Raw genomic sequence first — 19381 nt, forward strand, 5'->3', positions numbered from 1 at the left:
CGCCGAGGTCCATCCCCGGTGCTTCGAGCGTATACCAGAGGATGTGGCCCACGCCGGTGCCGTCGGGGCCCAGTTGGGGGCTTACGCCGTCCGGCAGGGTGCGGGTGGCGGTGCCGAGCCTTTCGAGCACGCGCTCGCGGGCCCAGTAGATATCGGTGTCGTCTTCGAAAATGACGTAAATGAAGCTCATGCCGAACATGGAGGAGCCGCGCACGTATTTGATCTGCGGGAGGCCCTGGAGGTTGGTCACGAGGGGATAGGTGATCTGGTCTTCCACCAGCTGCGGGCCGCGGCCCATCCATTCGGTGAAAACGATCACCTGGTTTTCGGAAAGGTCGGGGATGGCGTCTACCGGGTTCGTTTTCACGGCGTACCATCCCCAGCCGAACAGCAGGGCAGCCAGCACCAATACGGTGACGCGGTTGCGGACCGACCATTCAATGATCCTGTGTATCATATGTCTGCGTTAGGTTTTAGTGACGCTCGTACCGGCAGCAGCCAGGCAGTTGCTTGTAAACGGAATCGGCGGCCTTGAACGGACCGGAATCGTGGCCCGATTGCGCGATCTTCTTCCGGATATCTTCCGTTTTTACGCTGTCGGTATTGAGTTTCACCGTCATCGTTTTGGACTTTACATCCCACACGGCGGTGGATACGCCGGGTACGAGGGCGGCTTTTTCGATGCGTTTTTTACACATGTTGCAGTTGCCGGAAACGGTGAACGAGTCGGTTTTCAGGGATTGCGCGGAAGCTTTGCCCGCGAAGAATACGGACATGGGAAGGGCGATGAAAGAGAGGATCTTTTTCATGATAAAAAGTTGAATGGTGGTAAATGGAACAGGTTGATTTCTGATGCGAAACGGTGTTGGGGAAACCGTTATCAGATCCTGAAATGACAGTGGAGAATATGGGCCGGCACCGGCGGCGGGGGAGGTGGTGCGGGGTCTGCAGGCGGTGCGGGAGCGGCGATTTCGTATAAAGGCAGCGTAGCTACCGGGAAATCGGCGGCCTGCGCAACGGCCTGCATGGCCAAAAGGGTTTTGGCGGTAAGTTCCTGGTCTTTTTCGAGTTTGACGGTGCGGTGAACGTCCTTGCAGCCTTTCATACTGCAGGATTCGCCGCAGGCGTGGGATTCCTCATCGTGCCACAGGCTCACGTCCACCAGCTTTTCCATGCAATAATGCATATGGAAAGTGGCGCCGGTGGAAGAGCTCACATAGAGCAGGGCCAGAAAGATCGTGAGGAGTTTCTTCATGCAACACAAATGTATGGGGCCGCCCCGGCAGAAGTGTTACATAATTTTGCAAAGTTTTTATATTCTGCTGAAAAACTATCTTGCAGGATAATTTTACCATTCGCATGACTACAAATCCGCAGCCCAGGCACCAGGCCATCATCGATGCCACGGAAGCATACGTTAAAAAAGAACTGGAAGGCGCCGAAGGCGGGCACGACTGGTGGCATATCTACCGCGTGTGGCAACAGGCAATGCAGATTGCATTGCAAGAAGAAGTGAACCCTTTGGTGGTGGAGCTCGGCGCATTGCTGCATGATATCGCCGATTCGAAGTTTCATGGCGGCGACGAGGAACTGGGGCCGGCGAAGGCGGCGGCATTTCTGCAGTCACAGGGTGCAGGAGAAGATGTGATCGAAGCGGTGACGCAGATCATCCGGCACATTTCCTTTAAGGGCGGAAACGAAGCGCGCGCCTACTGGTCGGCCGAGCTGGCCGTGGTGCAGGACGCCGACAGGCTCGATGCACTGGGCGCGGTGGGCATCGCAAGGGCTTTCAATTATGGAGGGTTCCGCAACCGCCCGCTATACGATCCCGCGATCGCGCCGGACATGCACATGTCGAAGGAGGCATACAAGTCATCGGCCGCGCCTACCATCAATCACTTTTACGAAAAACTGCTGTTGCTGAAAGACCGGATGAATACCTCCACCGGCAAAGCCCTCGCGGCATCGCGGCACGCCTTCATGGAGCAATACCTGGAACAATTCTACAGTGAGTGGAACGGACAGGCGAAATAGCTACACCACCGTCCTGCAGTATTTTTTGCGGTATTCCTGCGGGGTAAGTCCCGTTACTTTCTTGAACACGGAACGGAAGGTCTTCAGGTCATTATACCCTACGTCGTACATCAGCGTGCTGATATTCTGCGCATTGCTTTCGAGCGCTTTTTTGGCGGATTCTATCTTGACGCGCTGCAGGTATTCCAGCGGCGTGTTGTTGGTAGCGTTTTTGAAACGGCGGATGAAGTTCCGTTTGCTCATGCTGGTCTGCTCCGCGATCTGCTCTACCGAAATGGGCAGGTGGTAGTTTTCTTCGATGAAGAGCTGGGCGCGGAGGATCTGATCGTCTTCGTGCCGCCGCTGCCCCTGGAACACCATGAAATGCGCCTGGTTGACGCGGTCGATGTCGATGGAGAACATCTTGCTGAGGATGACGCCCATTTCTTTATGACAGAATTTCTCTACCATGTACAAAACCAGGTTAAGGCTGGAAAATGCCCCCCCGCTCGTATAAATCCCGTCTTCATCCGTAATCACCTTGTCAGACAACACCTTTGCGGCCGGGTACCGCTGTTGCATGTCGGAGATCGCCTGCCAGTGGCTGGTGCAGGACTTCCCGTCCAGCAGCCCGGCTTCGGCCAGGAAGTAGCTCCCCAGGCAAAGGCTCGCCACTTCCGCCCCCATGTTCCGCATCTCATTCAACCACGGCGCTATGCCCGCGTTCTTCGCCAGCACCTGGTCGGGCCGGCCATGGAACGCCGGCACGATCACCAGATCCGTGTCTTTCACGTCGTCCATGGATTTGTAGCAAAAAAATAAGGCAGGTACGTTCAGCTGGATATGCTTCACCTTTTCACTCACCAATTCCACCTTGAAGGGCGGCTCCTTGCCAGCCTGAACCGATAGCGCATTTGCGCCTTCAAACACATCCAGCACGCCTGCGATGGCCGAGAGGATGGCTTCTTCGTAAATGACCAGTGATACAGTTTTCATGGTGTTTTGTGCATTAACGCTGATAAAGGTAAAGGTTTACCCTGGCACAAAACACCCCTCATTTTGGCACATACAAGACCCGGGAACACTGATTTGTTTGTGTAGACGGCCATTGTACGCGCAATAAAATATTGATTGATAATTGTACGAAGTCTGGTGTGTCTCAAATGCCCCTGTTGTTTGTCACAGCGGCACAATCGCTTCCGCCGGGTAACAAAGCGACGGGGCGCCCCTTCCGCAGGAACACCCCGTTACGCCGGCGCAAAACGCCTTATTTCGCGAAGAAATTATAGAAGTTGAAATCCGTCATAGGCGCATCTTTATACCCGATCCCCCGGCCGATGGTCACAATCTGCCCGCGGTGGTAAGTGCTGTGATTGAATACATGCAGGCCGTACTGCACCAGCGGCCGGAAGCCCTTCACCCAGGGGGAATCATAGAACAGCTCGCCCGTAGCTGCATCATCTTCCAGCGTATCCGTAAACGCCACCAGGCGCTCCGAAGTTTCCAGCAGGCCCTCGATAATGGAATCGAAATCGCCGTCGTAATGCTCGGCGTCGATCGGTACGTATTCTTTTTGGCAGATCATGGACAGCCAGTAATTTTCCGTAGCCCAGATATGCAGCAGCGTGGCGCGGATGCTGCTGAAGCTGGACGGTACCGTGACATACATATTATCTTCCGGCTTCGTGCGCAGCCAGTTGGCCAGCGTGGTATTGGCCCAAAGGTTATAGGAAGCGTAGTCCTGCAGCAGGGCGGATACGGTAAGAGCGGGAGCGGCGGTGGTGAAAGTGGATAGCATGAGAATGGTTTTTTTGTTTGTTAAGTCAAAGGTCCCGCCGGGATATGACAACCCTGTGTCAGCAGGCATCGGGAAAAAAAAGATTTTTTCCTGCTGACATAAGGTTGTCACTCCCCATGATTTGCTTTGTGTCAACAAACAAAAAATCACCATCATGAACACTACTATCCAGGCTGCCGCCTCCGTACTGACGCCCGAACAGATCCGCTTCCATTGGCAGGGCCACCGCGGGCTTACCCGCCGCGTGATCGACGCATTCCCTGAAAAGGAATTATATGAATTCAGCATCGGCGGCATGCGCCCCTTTGCCACGCAGGCCATGGAGCTGGCGCTGATCGCGGCCAAAGGGCTCAACGGGTTCCTGACCGATAATTGGAACGACGCCACCACCGACGCGATCTCCGGCCGCGTCAAGGATTATACGCCTCCCGCCACCAAAGCGGAGCTTCTTCAACTTTGGGATGATATTACTGCGGAAATCGACCGCGTTTGGCCGCAGATTCCCGTTGAGCGCTGGAACGAAGTGGTAAACGCATTCGGGTATGGCGAGCAGCCCATGTACGGATCCTGGTTTTACTTCCTCGACAACGAAAACCATCACCGCGGGCAGGGGTATGTATACCTCCGTTCCCTCGGCATAGAGCCCCCTCCGTTCTGGGACCGTTACTAAGCCATTGAACCATGCTGTAACTGGAGAAGCCCCCGGCCGGGGGCTTCTTTTTTTTAATATGCGGAAAGCAGTATTTATGGTTTATTTCCAATCAGGTCCGGTACCCGGGTATTCTATCCTTCAATTTCCACCCGCACCGTATAAGGGTTTGGCGGTAAATGAATGTTAGTTGGTCGGTTCACTGTATTGGGTTGAAACTCGGCGGGAGGGAAGAATGTTACATTTTTTTTAGATATTGGTCCTGATAAACCCGTCTACCATGCAGCTCCGATTCCTATTTACGGCGATATTTATTCTGATGATGCAGGCCCCCCGCGCCCAGGAGCCTCCGTTGCGCGTGGCGTTAGCCGGCATCTCGCACGGCCATTCCGGCTGGATCCTCGGCCGTACGGGCAAAACCGACGTGATCGTAGCCGGTATCTGGGAACCGGATACGGCCCTCGCGGCCAAAGCGCAACGCCAGTACAAGCTCCCCGCCAGCCTGTTCCATACCAGCCTCCCCGCCATGCTCGACGCCCTGAAGCCCGACGCCGTGCTGGCCTTCGGTTCCGTATACGCCCACCTGGAGGTAACGGAGGCCGCAGCGCCCCGGGGCATCCACGTCATGGTGGAAAAACCGCTCGCCGCCAACCTGGCCCACGCGCGGAAGATGGAGTCCCTCGCCCGGAAGCACCGCATCCATCTGCTCACCAATTACGAAACCAGCTGGTATCCTTCCGTGCATACGTCCCTCCGCCTTGCGGCCGACAGCAACCTGGCCGGCGCCATCCGCATGGCGCGCTTCAACCACGGCCACCAGGGCCCGAAAGAGATCGGCTGCGGCCCCGAATTCCTCGCCTGGCTCACCGATCCGGTTCTTAACGGCGCCGGCGCCCTCAACGATTTCGGGTGCTACGGCGCCAATATCATGACGGCCCTCATGCGCGACAAGGCCCCCGTTTCCGTTTCCGCAGTGATCCAGGCCTCGTGGAACTGGACCTTCAACCGGAAAGACATGGAGCTCTACGGCGACAAAACCTCCTTTTCCGCCCCGGACGCCGCCACGCTCATCACCCGCGGCCCCAACGGCCGCCCGCAGGAACGCAGCGTGACGGCGAAAGAAGCGCAGGTCTACACCGATCCCTTCGTATATTTGGCGGCGGTAGTGCAGGGCAGGGAAACCGTGGCGCCCTGGAGCCTCTATTCCCTCGAAAACAACGTGATGGTGGTACGCATCCTGGAAGCGGCCAAAATCTCCGCGAAAACCGGAAAATCCGTCCGCCCCTGACATTGGGCACGACATTTGCCCGGGCTTCTTGAAATGTTAACAATTCCTCTGCGGAAATTGTAATAGTATTGGACAAAATGCAGCACATGGAACCCAACGATCAACCGGAAAAGCCAGTCATTTCTACCAAGGTGGATGCTTTCTTTTTAAGCGTCTACGATATCTTCCGGTTTATCAGCCGCTTTTTTCGTGAAGTGCTGCGCCCGCCGTTCGAAGTGCAGGAGTTCATCCGGCAGTGTTTTATGGTCGGGTATAAGTCGCTCGCGCTGATCAGCCTCACCGGATTTATCACCGGTCTTGTATTCACCAAGCAAAGCCGCCCCTCGCTGGCGGAATTCGGCGCCACATCGTGGTTGCCTTCCCTCATTTCCATCGCCGTGATCCGCGCCCTCGCGCCCCTCGTGACCGCGCTCATCTGCGCCGGCAAGGTAGGGTCCAGCATCGGGGCCGAACTGGCCTCCATGAAAGTGACGGAACAGATCGACGCCATGGAAGTGTCGGCCATCAACCCTTTCAAATACCTCGTGGTCACGCGGATACTGGCGTGTACCGTCTGCCTGCCGCTGCTCATGTCGTACACGGCGCTCGTAGGCATGATGGGGTCGTATCTCGACATCCACCTCAACGAACAAACCAGCATCACCGCCTTCTTCGCCAAGGCCTTCGCCAATATCTCGTTCCTCGACCTGTTTTCATCGTTCTTCAAATCCGTGTGTTTCGGATTTACGATCGGCGTCGTGAGCTGCTACCAGGGCTTCAACGCCTCGCAAGGCACCACAGGCGTGGGTAAGGCGGCCAACGTGGCGGTGGTGATCTCCATGTTCCTGATATTCATCGAAGAAATCGTGATCGTGCAGATCATCAATTCGATCCGGTAAAAATTGAATATGAAAACATTTACGCCAGAAATAGATTGGGATGACGTCGTCATCAGCATCCGCGGGCTTTTCAAGTCCTTCGGTTCCAACCACGTACTGCGCGGCGTGGACCTCGACCTGCACAAGGGAGAGAACATCGTGGTGCTGGGGCGCTCGGGAACGGGTAAATCGGTGCTTATCAAGATCATCGCCGGCTTGCTGAAACCCGATGCGGGCACGGTCAACGTTTTGGGGCAGGAAGTTCCCGCTCTGGGAACCGCCGAGCTCCGCGAGCTGCGCCTGAAAATCGGGTTCTGCTTCCAGAACGGCGCGCTGTACGACAGCATGACCGTCGGCGAAAACCTCGCCTTCCCCCTCAAGCGCAACGATCCGAAAATGACGGCCGACCAGCGCCGCCGCCTCATTGATATCGTGCTCGACGCCGTGGGCCTGTCGCAAACCATCAACCAGATGCCGGCCGAGCTTTCCGGCGGCCAGCGCAAACGCATCGGCATCGCGCGGACGCTCATCCTGCGGCCCGAAATCATGCTGTACGACGAGCCCACCGCCGGCCTCGATCCCATCACCTGCACGGAGATCAACGATCTCATCAACGAAGTGCAGAAAAGATTCAAAACGAGTTCCATCATCATCACCCATGACCTCACCTGCGCCCGCACCACGGGCGACAAGATCGCGGTCATGAAAGAAGGCAAGTTCATCCGGAAAGGAGATTTCGAAACGGTATTTTCCGATAACAGCGACGAGCTGATCCGGGAGTTTTATGATTACAATTTCACTCAGTAAACCATGGACGATAAAAGCACAAAAAGAGGCGTAGTCGTAGGCATATTCGTGTTCATCGGATTGCTCATTTTCGTTGCGGGAATCCTCATCCTGGGCGGACAAAAGAAAACATTCATGTCGAGCCTCGGCGTGGTAGCCGTTTTTCACGACATCGGCGGCCTGAACAAAGGAGATAACGTCTGGTATTCCGGCGTGAAGGTCGGCACCATCAAATCCATCAGCTTCATGGGGCACGACCGGATCCTGGTTAAGATGGAGATCGACAAGCGTTCCCGCGAGTTCATACATAAAGACGTGATCGCGAAAGTCAGCTCCGACGGCCTGGTGGGCAACAAGATCATCGCGCTTGCGGGCGGAACGGCGGGCGTGCCCGCGGTGGAAGACGGGGATACGATTGCCGTGGCTACCGCCATCAGCAGCGACGAGCTGCTGGAAACACTGCAGGTGAATAATAAAAGCCTCGTCGAAATCACCGGCAACCTGAAAACGATCACGAAGAAGATCGCCGACGGCGAAGGATCGCTGGGGCGGCTGATCTCCAGCGATACGGTATATAACGACCTGAAGGGAACGATCGCCAGCCTGCAGCACACGGCGCAGAATACCCGCCGCCTCACGGAAAACCTGACCGAATACACGTCGAAGCTCCAGCGCAAAGGGACACTCGCCGGCGACCTGGTTTCCGATACCGTGGTGTTTGCGCGCCTGCGCAGTTCGATGGGGCAGATCGAATCCGCGTCGAAAGGGATCGACAGCGTGATGCATAACCTGCAGTCGGCCAGCGCCAGCGTGAACGACAACCTGCAAAGCGACAAAACGCCGGCGGGTTTGTTGCTGAACGATGAGAAAACGGCCGAATCCCTCAAGACCACGATCCGGAACCTGCAATCCAGCACTTACAAGCTGGACGAGAACATGGAAGCGCTGCAGCATAATTTCCTGCTGCGCGGGTTCTTCCGCCGCCGCGACAAAGCGGAGCGCAAAGAGCAGGAACGCCTGGAGAAAGAAGCGGAAAAACAGCGGAGGGATTCCATTCGCGCCGCCCAGTAAAAGATTTGTGTAAGTTGATATAGGAACGGCTGCCCCAGGGCAGCCGTTTATATTTTCAGTTCACGGTCCGATTAATAACGCGCCGGCATGGGAACGTTGCGGTTGTATTTTTTGCGGTATTCCACGGGCGACAGGCCCGTCGTGCGTTTGAACAGGGTGCGGAAAGCCTTGTTGTCGGTATATCCCACTTCAAACATCACCTCCGTAATGTTCTTCCTGCTCGTTTCGAAACCTTTTTTGGCCGCTTCGATCTTCACCCGCTGTATGTATTCGGTGACGGTGTTGCGGGTGGCTTTTTTGAAGCGCCTTTCGAGGCTGCGGCGGCTGATGGCGAAATGCGTGGTGAGCTGGTCCACCGTAATGCGCTCCGCGAAATTGGATTCGATATACGACTGGATTTCCTTCACGGAATCGTCCGGGTGGTCTTTTTGCCCTTTGAACATGATAAACGCGCTCTGGCTGCTCCGGTCGATTTCGATGGCGAAATACTTGGAGCAGAGGATGGCGAGGTCGCGGTTGGTGTATTTTTCTACGATGTGCAGGAGAAGGTTGTAGAAGGAATTGGCGCCGCCGCTAGAATAGGTGCCCTGTTCGTCGGTGATGATACGGTCGGGCACGAGTTCCACATTTGGGAACATATCGCGGAAAAGTTCTTCGGAAAGCCAGTGGGTGGAGCATTTGCGCCCATCTACGAGGCCGGTGGCGGCAAGGATAAATGCCCCCACGCAAAGGCTCGCCACTTCCGCGCCGCGCGCATGCTGCTGCCGTATCCAGGGAAGGAACCCGCGGTTGGCTTCGACGACTTCATCCATATCGCCGTTGACGGCGGGGATGATGATCAGGTCGGTTTTGGCGACATCGGCGATGGTGACGTCGGGCTTTACGGAAAACAGGCGGTCGTAGACCTGGGTGTCGCCCGTCATACCCACCAGCTGAACGGTGAAAAGCGGGTCTTCATCCGTTTGCCGGAGGAATTCATTGACCTGGGAGAACACGCGGAACGAACCGTCGATACAACCAAGCGCTACTGCGCCTTTCGGGATGAGGATGGAGATATGCTTCATGTTTCAAAAATAAGCGAAAAAAATGGCGCAATCCACCCCGTATTTTGCCTTTTTTACACCCCGTCTTTCTGAACTTCGCCTGCTATTTTTGCGTTATCAATTCCCCGCCGATGGTAGAAGTATTTAAAACAGACGTAGATTCGGCCGCCTCCGCCAGGCGCCTTGCCGCGGCCATCATGGAGGCCATGGAAGGATGCCGCGCCAACTTCGACCTGGAGGACTGCGACCGCATCCTGCGCGTTTGTACCGACAGCGGCACCGTGGATGCGGATGCGGTGATCGCGCTGGTGCGGAAGCAAGGCTATTCGGCGGCGGTCCTGGAAGATATCGTTACGCAATCTATCACCTCATAAATCCTACACTCATGGCACAAATGAATCCTTACCTGAACTTCAACGGGCAGTGCGCGCAGGCTTTTGAATTCTATAAATCCGTGCTGGGCGGCGAATTTACGCAACCGGGCATCATGCGGATGAAAGACGCGCCGCCGAATGAAGAATACCCGCTCGATCCGAAAGACGCTGACCTGGTAATGCATGTGGCCCTGCCCGTCGGCAACAACATTCTCATGGGCAGCGATTGCCCGCCGTCGTGGGGGAGCGTGGAACAGGGTACGGCCAGCAATATTTCGCTGACCACCGCCGACGAAGCGGAAACCAAACGGATTTTCGACGGCCTCGCCGCCGGCGGGAAAGTAGCGATGCCCCTGGGGCCCACGTTCTGGAGCCCCATGTTCGGCATGCTCACCGATAAATTCGGCATCCAGTGGATGGTGGGCATGGAACACAAGCAGCAATAATCTCATCACGCATTATTTCCCCAAGTTATCAAAATAGTACCGCCATTTAACCAGACTCAGGGGAACTTTTGCCCAACCTACGTCCATCCTCCGCCGATCCTCCGTCCAAACACCCTCAAACCCGTTCCACGAGCGAACACGGACGGAGAATGGACGGAGGATGTCAGTAGGATGTCAGCAGGAATTAACTTGTTTGGGCCTGCCTGCCGGTTTACCCCGGACGGGCAGGCTTTTTTCCGTAAAACAACTTACCTGCAGGTCACCTGTGGCTGACGGCGCTTCCGTTTGACCTATTTTTGCATTTCAAACCGGAACTATGGAATTAGGAATCAGCTCATTCGGAGAAATCAGGCCGGAAGGCGTCAGCGGCGGCGCCCGCGCATCCTTCCTCGCCATGCAGGAACTGATCGCGGAAGCGCGTATGGCGGACCAGACAGGGCTCGATGTGTTCGCGCTCGGCGAGCATCACCGCCCCGACTTTATCATCTCCGCCCCGGAAGTGGCGCTTGCGGGGATTGCGTCCGTAACGGAGCATATCCGGCTAACGAGCTCGGTTACCGTACTCAGTTCCGCTGATCCCGTGCGCACCTTCCAGCAGTTCGCCACCCTCGACCTCATTTCCGGAGGCCGCGCGGAGATCATGGCAGGGCGCGGGTCCTTCACGGAATCGTTTCCCCTGTTTGGTTTCAGCCTGAGCGATTACGATCAGCTGTATATCGAAAAACTCCAAATGCTGATGGAGATCAACGAGAACGAAATGCTGACGTGGAAAGGAAAATACCGTGCGCCGGTCACCAACCGCGGCGTGTATCCCCGTCCATACCAGGCGGCGTTGCCCATCTGGATCGCTGCCGGCGGAACGCCAGCCTCGGCGGTGCGGGCGGGCAAGCTGGGGCTGCCGCTCATCGTGGCCATCCTCGGCGGGCGCCCTTCGCAGTTCGTGCCCTTCATGAACCTCTACAAGAAAGCGGCGGAGGAAGCGGGGCAGGACCTCTCCAAACTGCAATTCGGCATCAACAGCCAGCTCTATATCGCGGAAAGTTCCGACCAGGCGGCGGATGAATTCTGGCCCTCTTACGAAATACTCATGAACCGCGTGGGCCGCGACCGTGGCTGGCAGCCCATCACACGGGAACAGTTCGAATACCTCCGCCTGCCCGACGGGCCACTGTTCGTGGGCAGTGTAGAGGAAGTGACGGAAAAAATCCTCCAACAGCACCAACTTTTCGGCCACACCCGGTTCCTGGGACAACTGGTGAAAGGTTACATCGAGCCCGAGAAAGTGCTGCGCTGCATCGAGCTGTTCGGCACCCGCGTGGCCCCGGCGGTACGTGCCGCCCTCGGTAAAACATCTTCCTGATCCTTCAGCTTACGGCTTTTCCACTGGCCTGTTGATGCCCTGCGGCGCAGGGGCTTGACAGGCCAGTGAATATTTCCTACCTTGCAAGCATCAAACAGGAAATGGTGTCTTCCTGACCCAAACCGCTGCTTCGCAGCTGATGGCGCCTGCAAATACTAACGGCTTCGGCCGCGGTTAAAACTATTTGTAGGTATGAACAAACAGCCATCTTCCGATCCCATCGACGCTTTCAGGTCCCGGTTTTCCTTTGCGTATTATCTCATCATCGCACTGGCGGTTTCATTTTTGATCGGTTCTGCCGTAGCGCTGTTCCTGGTGTTGCTGGAACGAGCGACCGTCACCCGCTGGGCGCATCCCTGGCTGTTGTTTGGATTGCCGTTCGCGGGGATTTTTATCTGGTGGGTCTACCATCGTTTCGGCAAGAATTCCGCCGCAGGCAACAACCTTATCATCGACGAGATACATGAACCCGGCGGCGGGGTTCCCCTCCGCATGACGCCCCTCGTTTTGTTCACCACGATCATCACGCACCTGTTCGGCGGCTCCGCAGGGCGGGAGGGCACTGCCGTCCAAATGGGGGGTAGCATTGCATACAGGATCGGCGGATGGATGAAACTGGATGCAGCAGACATGCGCATCATCCTCATGATGGGTATCGCCGGTGGTTTCGGGGCCGTATTCGGCACGCCCGTGGCGGGAACCGTGTTTGCGCTCGAAGTGCTGGCGATCGGCAGGCTGGGCGACTTCAAAGCCCTCATTCCCTGCGGGATCGCGGCGTTCCTGTCCGACCAGGTTTGCCATTTCTGGGGGGCGGGACATACGCACTACGCCATCGGTTTTTCCGGCGGGTTCGACTGGCAGCTCCTGGCATGGGTGCTCCTGGCCGGTGTGGCATTCGGATGCGCCAGCCGGCTATTCTCCTGGTCGATGCACCGCGTCAAAGACGCCTCCGGCAAGTTGTTCGTTAAAACACCCTGGCTCACTCCTTTCGCGGGCGGATGCCTCATCATCGGCTTAACGTTCATAGCCGGAACGGAAGACTACCTCGGGCTGGGCGTTACGGCTGCGCATGCCGACGGGATATCCATCGTCAACGCATTCCGCGAAGGCGGCGTGGAGCCGTTCAGCTGGTTATGGAAACTGGTATTTACCGTGGTGACCCTGGGCATGGGGTTCAAAGGGGGAGAAGTGACGCCGCTTTTCTTCATCGGCGCCGCACTGGGGAACGCCATCGCACTGTTCACCGGCGCGCCGGTCGACCTGCTGGCGGGCCTGGGTTTCATCGCGGTGTTTGCCGGCGCCACCAATACGCCCGTAGCCTGTACGCTGATGGGCGTGGAACTGTTCGGTGCGGAAAATGTAATATATTTCGGTGCGGCATGCCTGATGGCGTACTATTTTAGCGGTCACGCCGGCATCTATTCCGCCCAAAGGGTCATCATTCCCAAATTCGGATGGGTGAAAAAAGATCCGCATCAACCGTAAACGCAAACTATGACAACATGAAAACCACCAATTATTTCAACGCCTTTATCGAAGTGGCGGATGATTGTCCGGCTGCGGAAGGGGAGATCCCCCAGGCCAAAGGCGGCAAAGTAACCATAGCGTCGTACCAGTTCGATATGATCATGGCGCATCCCTACAAATACACTTCCGACGATATCATCTACAACCAATACGCCGACAAGCAAGGTCTTACCGGCCAGGCGCGGAAAGATGGCCGGACCGAATATTTTCAAATTGGCCGCGCCTGCCTGCGCGCGTCTCCGCTGGGGAAACGCTATGGCTGGGGGATCCATCACGACGCCGAGGGCCGGATCGCCATCTATGCCAAAGGAACGCCGGAATACGAGCGTTTCAGCAAAGACCCGCAGCTCCAGCATACCAAAGCCATGCGTTCCAAAAGAGCCTGATTTACGGGAACAGTTTGCGCAACGGGTCCAGCTGTTGCCGGGTTTGGGTAGCACGGTTGTGCCGGGTTTTCCCAGCCATCGACAACACATCGTCAATAAAATCAAACAATCCGGCATCAGCCTGTTTCATGACAGGATGCGCCGCCTGTTGCCTGGCAGACTGGTAAGCCGATTCCGCTTCCTTGTAACTGGTGGCGGAAGGTTGCAGCAGGTGCAGCCCCATCAGGATGTGTGCTTCCGTCAACATTTGCCGGTATGCCTGCCCGCCGAGCTGATCCAGCGGTGATTTGCGGTGCTCCATCAGCAGCTGTCGCAATTCCGCCACAGCAGCCTCTTTCGACGGTCCATGCGACCCCGCCACCCACAATGCATTTTGCAGCAGGTAGTAACAGCCAAGGCTATACGCTTTAGACCCGTTTTGGGTGACGCCTGCGGCTTCCCGGTAGCAATCCACCGACGCGCGGTATGCGGCTTTTTTCGCTTTGCCGTTGCTGAGGAGGGCTTTGCGCTTGTAGGCGTTGCCGAGCAGGTGCAGCCTTTCGGAGGTGGCGCCCATCTTCCGGAGATAAAGGATGTCGCCGATGATGTGATCCACTTCCTGCAGGATGGTACTGCCTTGCGCCGGATTGTCCCGGAATTGTTGCATGAGGGAAGCGAGACGGACGGCGCAGTAACGTTCCATCGTAGCGCCGGAATAGCTGGCCGTTTCCGTTTGCAGCAGTTGGGTGAATAGTTGGATGGCGCTATTGTATTGGCCGAGGCTCGCCAGCAGCAACGCCTGCAGTTCCGTGATGGCGGGCGTGCGGATCTTGTTTTCATCTACCCGCCGGCAGATATCTTCCACCTGCCGGAGTATATTCTCCGCATCGCCATCACCCAGATCGAGGGTGCTGAGGATGTTGGACAACATGATCTCCGCATCATCGGCCAGCAGCAGCGGTTCGTCCGGTTTGCCGGAATGGCTGTTGGGCTCCATCACGTAAAACGGATCGCCGTAGCACTGGTAGGCGCCCCAGGTATTTGTGCGGTGGCCGTGCAGGTCGAAAATGTGCTTGCGCGCGGCTTTCACCGCATCGCCGAAATTCTTCCCCTGGAACATTTCCTTATAAAAACGCCCGGTGAAATCGAGCGCCGCGGCATCGTCTACCGCCCAGCCGGCCACGATCACGGCACGTACGCCGTTGTTGATCAGTTGCGTGCCAAAATTGGCTGCCAGCTGATATCGCTGCTGATAGCGCGCTTCGGCGGCGCTGTTCATTTCACCGAGGAAGCAGCAGTTGACGAACACGAATTCGGGAACGGTGGGCAGCTGGTCGAGGTGCGTGGTGTTGAGGCAGGTTTCGGGACCGATAAGCATGCCGCTTTTGAGATAGTTTTCCGGATCGAAGACGCCATGCCCTGCCAGGTGGATGATCTTGTAATCGCGGGCGAATAGCGTGGAAAGGATGTCTGCATCGGATGCGTTGAGCAACGGCCAGGTGTTGTAATCCTGGGCATCGAGGAGCTGTTGCACTTTGGCGCCTTCGTGCCGGGCGCCCGGCAGTTGCCCGTAAGCGCCGTTGAGATCGGGATCGGCTACGATAAGCGCGGTGCGCGATACAACGGGGTTGATGCGGATGCGGTAGTCCTTCGTGGCCAGCTGGCGCACCATGCCTGCGTTCACGCTGAGCGGCTGCGTGTCGGTCAGGGCGTCCTGCAGCAGTTCCCAGGGATATTCGGCCGTTTGGGTGTCCACGATCCAGTTGATGTTGCTCTGCCGTTTGATCTGGTCTTTGAAGTCTTTCGGGATCAGCATTTCGAACATGGATTTGGCAAGCTGGGGGTTCCAGCGGTTTTGCCCGCTCATGGCGTTTAACAGCGATTGCATGCCGCTGCGCGAAACATGCAAAATGCGCTCTTCTTCCCGCGCGGCGTCGGTGGACATGGTGAAGCGCAATTCCCCCGCGCCGTCGGTTTTATCCCTGTCTTCGATATGCCGCACCTGGATGCGCGTCCACCAGTCGCTGTTATTGTCGATCAGCATGCGCTCCCTGCTGCCGGGGCGCTTTACGATGGTGCGGTTCTTCCAGAGGATGTGCAGCTGTTTCTTTTCTTCTTCGTCGATATGATTGATGGCCATGAAGCAGCCCATGGCCCTGTCGCGGAAAAGCTCGATGAATTCTATCTCGCCTACCGTTATTGCATTGTCGTAATTGTCGCGGATTTTGTCGTTGGCGTGCTGCACACCGGTGATCACCGCGCGCACCGAGCTCTCGATACTCAAACCGCCATACCCGCAACCGATGGCCAGCGTGCTGATGCCGACGGTGCGTTTTTGCGTGGCCACCGAAGCCGGTACGACTATCGGACTATTAAACACCGACAAATATTTCAGTACAGCCTTTTCCACGGTTTGCGCCAGCAGCCAGGGCGTGAGTTCTCCCTGCCGTCCCAGCCCCGCGATGATGGCGCCTTTGAACGGAGCCGGCTTTTCGACGATGAATAATTCGCTGGTGCCGGGGTCGCCGGGATACAGTCCCAATCCGTGCCGCCGTGCGAGTTCGCCATGCAGGAAACGGTTGATGGCTTTCTCGGCGGAAAAAAGCCCGTCGTTCAGGAAGTGCCCCACCAGCACCGGGTGCGCCGCGAATTTGCAATCGCCGTTGCTGAGGGAAATGGTGATGGGAACGGCGCCTTCGCGGTATACCGAGTCCTGCGGCAGGCCCAGCATGGAACGTTCCAGGTTTTCGGGGGAAAGGCCGAACGCCACGGCCGCTTTTTGCGGCTTTGAACCCGCGCCGCCGATGCCCCGTATTTCCGGCGGATCGTTGCGCAGCAGGGTGGTGGACCCGTTGCGGAGGATTTCTTTAATGGCGGTGAATATCCGCTTATCGCAGGGCAACGCGCCGTAAGGGACGCTGGTGTAGTATAGTTGTTGCAGGCGCTTCAATCCGTCGGGGATGGCGCTTTCCCAGGTGGAGCTGCCGTCGCCGCCGGGAGCGCCGGTGAACTGGATACGGCCGCCGGGCAGATAGCGGTATCCGTCCGGCGTGAGATGGCCCGGGGGCGCCTGGCCGGCGATATACGCCACGCCCGCGTAATCGGTGTGCCGCATGCCTTCGCTTACTTCCTGGCGGTATTGCGCGAAGTAACGGAGATCGTCGTCCGAAGGTATTGGCCAGGCGGGCTTTTGCAGGGCATTGCGCAGTTTTTTCCAGGTTTCTGTATCAGCGAAATCATCGATGTTGGTGGCGGTGGGCAACAGGCACAGGAGCCCCGGGAGCCCCGCGAATACTTTGGTGAGACCGGCGGTGGAGTGGTAGAGGTCGAGGCCGGCGAGCTGGCGCATGACGGCGTCTTCCCCGAACAGCAATTGTGGAATGCGGTACGTGCCGCCTAACGGGCTTCCCAGCAGGAGCGCGCTGCAATTGCCCTGGGCACGCAGGGCTTTCCAGATTTCGGGATGGCGGTACATGAGCTCGCGCACGAGCAAGCCCCCCGTACCGTGGGCCACGATCTGCACCTGGAGGCGCTTTTGCAGGAGGGGATGGATCTTCTCCGCCAGCAATTTACCCGTATCCACGGGCGAGCGCCGCCAGTCGTAAGGGAACGTGAGCACGTCGTGCGTGTCGGCCAGCGCATCGGCCAGCTCGGTATATGCGGAGGAAGGGATGGCTTCGGCTGTAATATTGGTGTTCTGCATGGAAAGCCGCGTGAGGCCGCCTTTCAGCAGTATGTCGTAATCCGGCCAGAGCGTTTCGTGCCCTTCGCGCAGCCAGCTTCCCAGCAAGCCGGGGATGAGCAATGCCACGGGTTTGTTGCCGGTAACCTGGTCGCGGATGAGCTTGCCGCCCGTGGCGATCCCTGTGCGCAGGGCATCGCCTTCCATCTGTGAACCTGTATTGAAGCCCGCTACTACTCCGCTGCCGTCGTATTGCAAGGCCAGCAGCATGGCCGAAGCTGAACCGCTGTTGGAGAAGTAATAGAAGTGGTTCGCATTGCCGCTCTGGTCGAGGAAATACTGCACCCGGTTCGCCGCCCTGCGGGCGCCATTGTGCATCGACGCTGTATCCACCACCAGATCGTTGCCGGTCCGGAAGTACAGTTTGCCCAGGATGGCCGCCAGCCCGCGCCAGCTCATGCTCACACGGCTGATCCCCGAAATCACGTACAACGGCGAATCAATCGTTTTTTCAGGCCCCGGATTATTCAACGCCCGGATAAACGGCGAGGCCGGCTGCTGCGCCTCCAGTCCCGGCAGGCAATCCGGATCGCCCTTTGCCGCCACCAGTGCGGCCAGCAAAGCCTTGAAAGCTACAGTAGCCGGATGGAAGCCAGTGGCCAGGCCGAGGAGGTTCATCACCACGTTGAAAAAATGATCCAGCCGGCGCGAGGCCAGCAGCGTGCCGCTGGCAGGACAAGCCACCCGAACGGTTTTGGCCACGCTGATTTTTTTGTCGCGCAGTAAGCCGTCCAGCGCCTGTATGGCCGCGAGGTCGCCGGTGCGGTCGTATTTTTGGAGATAGTTTATTTCCAGTGCTTCGAACCCCGTCCGCATGCTTTCTTCCGCATACCGGGCGAGAATATCACCCACCAATCCGCCCCGCGAGTGCGTCACCAGGTGCAGCACCGCGCCCTGGGGCAATTGCGCCGCCAGTATTTCGGCGTTTTGTAAAGGCGACTGCGTGAGCGTCCGGTGCTGGAAGGCCAGTATCCGGTTCCCGTACATCTTGCGTAAGCTTTGCCAGATTTCGGTATTGCGCAGCGCGCCGAAAGCGCCCGCGAAACTGGATGCCGTGCCGTGCAGGAACAACAGGTAAGGCGTGGCATCGCCCTGCATAAAGCTGCCGTCCTGCAAAGTGAAATCATCGTTGACGGATAGCAAACCGTACTGTTCGTTGGTTTGTTTGTCTTCCAGGCTGGCCGCCAGGTCGCGGATTTCGGGTGCGGCTTCTTTCCTGATGAAAACTTCCAGCAGTTGGAGCCCCAAATCGGGCAGGGCGCCGCGTTCCGGCAGGTCGGAAGGGAGCGTGGCGGGAAGGCGGTAAGCGATATTGCCGTTCCGTTCCTGCGCCGGCATATCCGGGAACAGGGAATCGAGCGACTGCGGGTCGCAAAACCAGACCGTTCCATCGTCGAGCGTCAGGGATAATACGTGATGGTCTTCCAGGGCAAGGATATGCGTTTCCTGCGATCCGCGCTCCGCGCTGCCGAGCTGATAGGCAACCTGGCGCTCCAGGCCGGGCACTTCGTTTGAAGGATCCGCGACGATAGTATCCGCCGCAATAGGGGTGCCGTAAATATGCAATTCATGAATAGGCATGCTGATGTACGTTTTAGGTAAACGGGACGCGTTTTTGGGGTAATTATTGGTTATGACTGATGTACAATTGCCGGCAGACAAATGCTGGCTGCCGTGGGGTCGTATTGTGCTTTTGATTATCGCTTTTTCTCAACAGGTATGCGCAGCTGCTACAGCTGCGGCGTTTCAGGATAAGGGACATGTCAACAGGAGGTATTTCAATACTTCAATCTCCCCCTAAATTTAATAAAACTTTCTTTTTGCGCAAAAAAGGCCCGCCAGCGCTGCAAAAAAGGCTAGAAAGTTTCGCCCCATTCGTGGTCGAACAGCTTGCAAAGGGAGGCTTCGCGATGGCCGTAGGTCTTGCGGCTTTCTTCCGCGATCCCTTCCTGGTCCATTTCTTCTTCGCTGATTTGATATCCGGCTTCTTCAGGCGGTTCGTCTTCCGTGGAATATATCGCGTACCAGTGCTCCTCCTGCAGGGACTCGATTTTGTATAACG

At 57.1% G+C, this 19381-nt stretch carries 19 protein-coding genes and 1 riboswitch; of the genes, 11 read left to right on the forward strand and 8 right to left on the reverse strand.

Annotation, left to right across the window (positions count from 1 at the left end; genetic code table 11):
* The 3 genes from Q0510_RS15250 to Q0510_RS15260 form a co-directional block, all read right to left on the reverse strand.
* On the reverse strand, positions 1 to 457 hold a 457-nt coding region (locus tag Q0510_RS15250; protein ID WP_298713531.1), incomplete at its 3' end, for an efflux RND transporter permease subunit.
* A 16-nt stretch (positions 458 to 473) separates the two neighbouring features.
* A complete protein-coding gene (locus Q0510_RS15255; RefSeq protein ID WP_298713535.1) occupies positions 474 to 809 on the reverse strand; it encodes a heavy-metal-associated domain-containing protein in 336 nt (111 codons plus the stop codon).
* A 71-nt stretch (positions 810 to 880) separates the two neighbouring features.
* Positions 881 to 1255, reverse strand: a complete 375-nt coding sequence (locus tag Q0510_RS15260) for a hypothetical protein (RefSeq protein ID WP_298713538.1) — start codon at positions 1253 to 1255, stop codon at positions 881 to 883.
* Positions 1256 to 1359: 104 nt separating this feature from the next.
* Between Q0510_RS15260 and Q0510_RS15265 the strand changes: the two genes are divergently transcribed.
* Positions 1360 to 2034: an HD domain-containing protein gene (locus Q0510_RS15265; RefSeq protein ID WP_298713541.1), complete on the forward strand. Its 675-nt coding sequence runs from the start codon at positions 1360 to 1362 to the stop codon at positions 2032 to 2034.
* Here Q0510_RS15265 and Q0510_RS15270 read toward each other — a convergent pair whose 3' ends face one another.
* Both Q0510_RS15270 and Q0510_RS15275 read right to left on the reverse strand, forming a co-directional pair.
* Entirely contained in the window at positions 2035 to 3009 is a 975-nt protein-coding gene (locus Q0510_RS15270) for a helix-turn-helix domain-containing protein (RefSeq protein ID WP_298713544.1), read from the reverse strand.
* A gap of 271 nt (positions 3010 to 3280) precedes the next feature.
* A complete protein-coding gene (locus Q0510_RS15275; RefSeq protein WP_298713547.1) occupies positions 3281 to 3811 on the reverse strand; it encodes a DinB family protein in 531 nt (176 codons plus the stop codon).
* Positions 3812 to 3965: 154 nt separating this feature from the next.
* Here Q0510_RS15275 and Q0510_RS15280 point away from each other — a divergent pair, with 154 nt between their 5' ends.
* The 5 genes from Q0510_RS15280 (at position 3966) to Q0510_RS15300 (ending at position 8462) form a co-directional block, all read left to right on the forward strand.
* Complete coding sequence (locus Q0510_RS15280) at positions 3966 to 4481, forward strand: DinB family protein (RefSeq protein ID WP_298713550.1); 516 nt, start codon at positions 3966 to 3968, stop codon at positions 4479 to 4481.
* A gap of 259 nt (positions 4482 to 4740) precedes the next feature.
* The gene (locus tag Q0510_RS15285; protein ID WP_298713553.1) at positions 4741 to 5748 is read left to right on the forward strand and encodes a Gfo/Idh/MocA family oxidoreductase; all 1008 of its coding nucleotides are present in this window, start codon (positions 4741 to 4743) and stop codon (positions 5746 to 5748) included.
* A gap of 86 nt (positions 5749 to 5834) precedes the next feature.
* The gene (locus Q0510_RS15290) at positions 5835 to 6626 is read left to right on the forward strand and encodes an ABC transporter permease (protein ID WP_298713556.1); all 792 of its coding nucleotides are present in this window, start codon (positions 5835 to 5837) and stop codon (positions 6624 to 6626) included.
* A 9-nt stretch (positions 6627 to 6635) separates the two neighbouring features.
* Positions 6636 to 7412 (forward strand): ATP-binding cassette domain-containing protein, encoded by a 777-nt coding sequence (locus Q0510_RS15295; RefSeq protein WP_298713558.1) that lies wholly within the window; start codon positions 6636 to 6638, stop codon positions 7410 to 7412.
* Positions 7413 to 7415: 3 nt separating this feature from the next.
* Positions 7416 to 8462 carry an MlaD family protein gene (locus Q0510_RS15300; protein ID WP_298713561.1) on the forward strand — a complete coding sequence of 349 codons (1047 nt, stop codon included), beginning with the start codon at positions 7416 to 7418 and terminating at the stop codon, positions 8460 to 8462.
* Positions 8463 to 8533: 71 nt separating this feature from the next.
* Here Q0510_RS15300 and Q0510_RS15305 read toward each other — a convergent pair whose 3' ends face one another.
* Positions 8534 to 9526, reverse strand: a complete 993-nt coding sequence (locus Q0510_RS15305) for a helix-turn-helix domain-containing protein (RefSeq protein ID WP_298713566.1) — start codon at positions 9524 to 9526, stop codon at positions 8534 to 8536.
* Between the two features lie 110 nt (positions 9527 to 9636).
* Here Q0510_RS15305 and Q0510_RS15310 point away from each other — a divergent pair, with 110 nt between their 5' ends.
* From Q0510_RS15310 to Q0510_RS15330, 5 genes are all read left to right on the forward strand, one after another.
* A complete protein-coding gene (locus tag Q0510_RS15310) occupies positions 9637 to 9879 on the forward strand; it encodes a hypothetical protein (RefSeq protein ID WP_298713568.1) in 243 nt (80 codons plus the stop codon).
* Between the two features lie 11 nt (positions 9880 to 9890).
* Entirely contained in the window at positions 9891 to 10325 is a 435-nt protein-coding gene (locus Q0510_RS15315) for a VOC family protein (protein ID WP_298713570.1), read from the forward strand.
* Between the two features lie 316 nt (positions 10326 to 10641).
* Positions 10642 to 11685 (forward strand): LLM class flavin-dependent oxidoreductase, encoded by a 1044-nt coding sequence (locus Q0510_RS15320; protein WP_298713573.1) that lies wholly within the window; start codon positions 10642 to 10644, stop codon positions 11683 to 11685.
* Between the two features lie 88 nt (positions 11686 to 11773).
* A riboswitch (Fluoride riboswitch) is annotated at positions 11774 to 11841 on the forward strand.
* A 36-nt stretch (positions 11842 to 11877) separates the two neighbouring features.
* Positions 11878 to 13170: a voltage-gated chloride channel family protein gene (locus Q0510_RS15325; protein ID WP_298713576.1), complete on the forward strand. Its 1293-nt coding sequence runs from the start codon at positions 11878 to 11880 to the stop codon at positions 13168 to 13170.
* A 17-nt stretch (positions 13171 to 13187) separates the two neighbouring features.
* Positions 13188 to 13598, forward strand: a complete 411-nt coding sequence (locus Q0510_RS15330; protein WP_298713579.1) for a DUF6157 family protein — start codon at positions 13188 to 13190, stop codon at positions 13596 to 13598.
* Position 13599: 1 nt separating this feature from the next.
* On the opposite strand, the gene Q0510_RS15335 is transcribed toward Q0510_RS15330, so the two are convergent.
* Together Q0510_RS15335 and Q0510_RS15340 are read right to left on the reverse strand one after the other, a co-directional pair.
* The gene (locus tag Q0510_RS15335; protein WP_298713582.1) at positions 13600 to 18900 is read right to left on the reverse strand and encodes a CHAT domain-containing protein; all 5301 of its coding nucleotides are present in this window, start codon (positions 18898 to 18900) and stop codon (positions 13600 to 13602) included.
* A gap of 275 nt (positions 18901 to 19175) precedes the next feature.
* The coding region (locus Q0510_RS15340) for a hypothetical protein (RefSeq protein ID WP_298713585.1) at positions 19176 to 19381 on the reverse strand (206 nt) is incomplete at its 5' end.

Origin of the sequence: uncultured Chitinophaga sp., from assembly GCF_937874145.1 — a bacterium.
Classification (GTDB): domain Bacteria; phylum Bacteroidota; class Bacteroidia; order Chitinophagales; family Chitinophagaceae; genus Chitinophaga.